The organism is Streptomyces sp. (assembly GCF_035563135.1).
In the GTDB taxonomy this organism is placed as follows: domain Bacteria; phylum Actinomycetota; class Actinomycetes; order Streptomycetales; family Streptomycetaceae; genus Streptomyces.
On sequence record NZ_DATMVN010000796.1, the window covers coordinates 1 to 3,054 of the forward strand.

The 3,054-nt window shown below is 69.0% G+C and carries 3 protein-coding genes; all 3 read left to right on the forward strand.

Annotated features, from left to right (window positions below):
- A partial coding sequence (locus tag VN520_RS35340; RefSeq protein WP_414720047.1) for an ABC transporter permease occupies positions 1–490 on the forward strand: 490 nt, incomplete at its 5' end.
- Position 491: 1 nt separating this feature from the next.
- The gene (locus VN520_RS35345; protein ID WP_325751041.1) at positions 492–1,307 is read left to right on the forward strand and encodes an ATP-binding cassette domain-containing protein; all 816 of its coding nucleotides are present in this window, start codon (positions 492–494) and stop codon (positions 1,305–1,307) included.
- A 699-nt stretch (positions 1,308–2,006) separates the two neighbouring features.
- Positions 2,007–2,960 (forward strand): sugar phosphate isomerase/epimerase, encoded by a 954-nt coding sequence (locus tag VN520_RS35355; RefSeq protein ID WP_325751042.1) that lies wholly within the window; start codon positions 2,007–2,009, stop codon positions 2,958–2,960.
- The last annotated feature ends 94 nt before the right edge of the window (positions 2,961–3,054 follow it).

A 3,054-nucleotide genomic window follows, 5' to 3' on the forward strand; every position in this document is an offset into this window, starting at 1 on the left:
CCTGGGGTTCATCACGCTGAAGGTCACCGTGCTGTGGTGGCTGCTGTTCGTGGCCATCGGCACCTGGCTGCTGCTGCGCACCCGCACCGGCAACTGGATCACCGCGGTCGGCGGCAACCAGGCCAGCGCCCGCGCGGTCGGCGTGCCGGTCCGGGCGACCAAGATCGGCCTGTTCATGGGTGTCTCGTTCCTGGCCTGGTTCCTGGGGATGCACCTGCTGTTCAACTTCAGCACCGTGCAGGCCGGCCTGGGCGTGGGCAACGAGTTCATCTACATCATCGCCTCCGTCGTCGGCGGGGCGCTGCTGACCGGCGGCTACGGCTCGGCCGTGGGCTCCGCGCTCGGCGCGTTCATCTTCGGCATGGTCACCCAGGGCATCGTGTACGCCGGCTGGGACCCGAACTGGTTCCGCGCCTTCCTGGGCGTGATGCTGCTGCTGGCCGTGCTGGTGAACCTGTACATCAAGAACTACGCCGCCCAGAGGAGATGACGTGACCGACACGATCGCCGAACACGCCGCACGGGACCTGAAGGCCGGCGCGCCGCTGGTGGAGATGGAGGGCGTCGGCAAGGCCTACGGCGCCATCCGGGCGCTGGAGGGCATCAACCTGACCGTCAACGCCGGCGAGGTGGCCTGCGTCCTGGGCGACAACGGGGCCGGCAAGTCCACCCTCATCAAGATCATCTCTGGGCTGCACGGGCACACCGAGGGCACCCTGCGGGTCGACGGCCAGGAGCGCAAGTTCTCCTCCCCGCGCGAGTCGCTGGACGCCGGCATCGCCACCGTGTACCAGGACCTCGCGGTCGTGGGGCTGATGGAGGTGTGGCGGAACTTCTTCCTCGGCTCGGAGATCCGCAAGGGCAAGTACCCGATGGCGCCGCTGGACATCAAGGCCATGCGGGAGGTCGCCGACGCCGAGCTGCAGAAGATGGGCATCGTCGTCAAGGACATCAACCAGCCGATCGGGACCCTCTCGGGCGGGCAGCGGCAGTGCGTCGCCATCGCCCGGGCGGTCTACTTCGGCGCGCGGGTGCTGATCCTCGACGAGCCGACGGCGGCCCTCGGCGTCAAGCAGTCCGGCGTGGTGCTCAAGTACACTGCCGCGGCCCGCGACGCCGGCCTGGGGGTCGTCTTCATCACCCACAACCCGCACCACGCCTACCTGGTGGGCGACCACTTCATCATCCTCAAGCTGGGCCGCCGGGTGCTGGACAAGAAGCGCTCGGAGGTCAGCCTCGAGGAGCTCACCACCGAGATGGCCGGCGGTCAGGAGCTCGCCGAGCTCTCCCACGAGCTCAAGCGCTAGCCGCCCGACCGGCAACACTGCGCCCGCCGTACCGGACCGCCTGGTCTGGTACGGCGGCCGCAGTATCACCCCTGCAGTTCCCGCCGGTCTTGCCCTGTGCCCGCGAAGGGCGGGCAGAACGGGGTCTCCCTCGGGTGACAACTCATCTCGGAGCGACGGCCAGCTGGCGGTAGCAGGTGAGGGCGCAGGCCAGCTGTAGTAGGCCGAGGTGGACGTCGGCGCGGCGTTCATACCGGTTGCGCAGCCGCTTGAAGGCGTGCAGCTAGGCGATGCTTCGTTCGACGTCGGCCACTCGATCTTGGTCTGGGCCTACTGGGATGCTGACGGGCGACGAGCCCTACTCCGTCCTCTGTCCGGAGTGGCTGGCCCGCCGTACCGACGAGGCCCACGCGAGCCGGCTGGTCGCCCAGCTGAGTGCCTCGGGCATACGGTGTGATCCTCGACCCGGTCGCCTGACCGGAGCTGCAGAAGAAGCGGAGGGACGGCGTGCGGCCGCCCCTCGCTGACGCGCGCCTGCTACCCGCCTCATCGGGGCGCAGCCGTGGCGTTATGACTGATTGTCCTGACATACTCTGGTTGCCTGCATCACACAGCCGGGGCCCCGCGAAGCTCGGCCGAGCTCCTTGCCGGCGCCGACGTTGTCGAGGCGGCGCGGTCCTCGGCAGCGGAATCACCGAAAGGACACCGATGAGGATCGGGTTGATCACAGACTCAGTCGGCCATCTTCCCCTCGAGGGCGCGCTGGACCTGGCGCAGGAGCACGGACTCAGCTCCGTCGAGATCGCCACCGGCAACTGGTCCGAAGGCCGTCACGCGGACCTCCCCACGTTGGTTTCCTCTGCGGAGGCTCGGGCCGAGTTCGCCGAGAAGATCTCCTCGCGCGGCCTCGCCCTCAGTGCGCTGTGCGCCAACGGCAACCAGCTGCACCCGACCGAGGGAGCGCGGCACGACCAGGTGGTGCGCGACACCATCGAGGTGGCCAGCCACCTGGGGGTGCCCACGGTGGTCCTGATGTCCGGACTGCCGGGCGCTCGCGGTGATTCGACACCGAACTGGATCACCACGTCATGGCCGCCGGAGACCCTCACGGTGCTCGACTACCAGTGGAACGAGGTGGCGATCCCCTACTGGAAGGAGCTCGCCGCGCTGGCGCGGGACAAGGGGGTCCGCCTGGCCATCGAGGCATGCGGGAGCCAGCTGGTGTACAGCGTGTCGAGCATGTTCCGCCTCCTGGACGCGGTCGGCGACGACGTCGTCGGCGCCAACCTGGACCCGTCCCACCTGATGTGGATGGGAGCGGACATCCCCACCGTGATCCGCGCCCTGGGACCGGCCATCTACCACGTCCATGCCAAGGACATCCGGGTGAACAAGTTCCAGGCGGACCGCGACGGCCTGCTCGACACGCTGCCCATCGAGCGGGCGGGTGACCGCGCCTGGAACTACGTCACCCTGGGACTCGGGCAGCCGGCCGGGGCGGCCTTCTGGGCCGACTTCGTCTACACCCTGCGCTCGGTGGGGTACGACGGAACGCTCAACATCGAGCACGAAGACACCCTGGTCAACTCCGTCGAGGGCGTCGGCCGCGCAGCCGACCTGCTCAAGCAGCTGGTCCTGGTCGAGCCCCCGGACTGGAAGCCGGCCAACATCTGATCGTGGTCGATGGTCGGCGTTGGTCCGCGTCCTCGCGCCGAGCTTCGACGTGCGTGCGTGTCGGGGAGGCAGGGTGCCGCCGCGCGACGGCTCG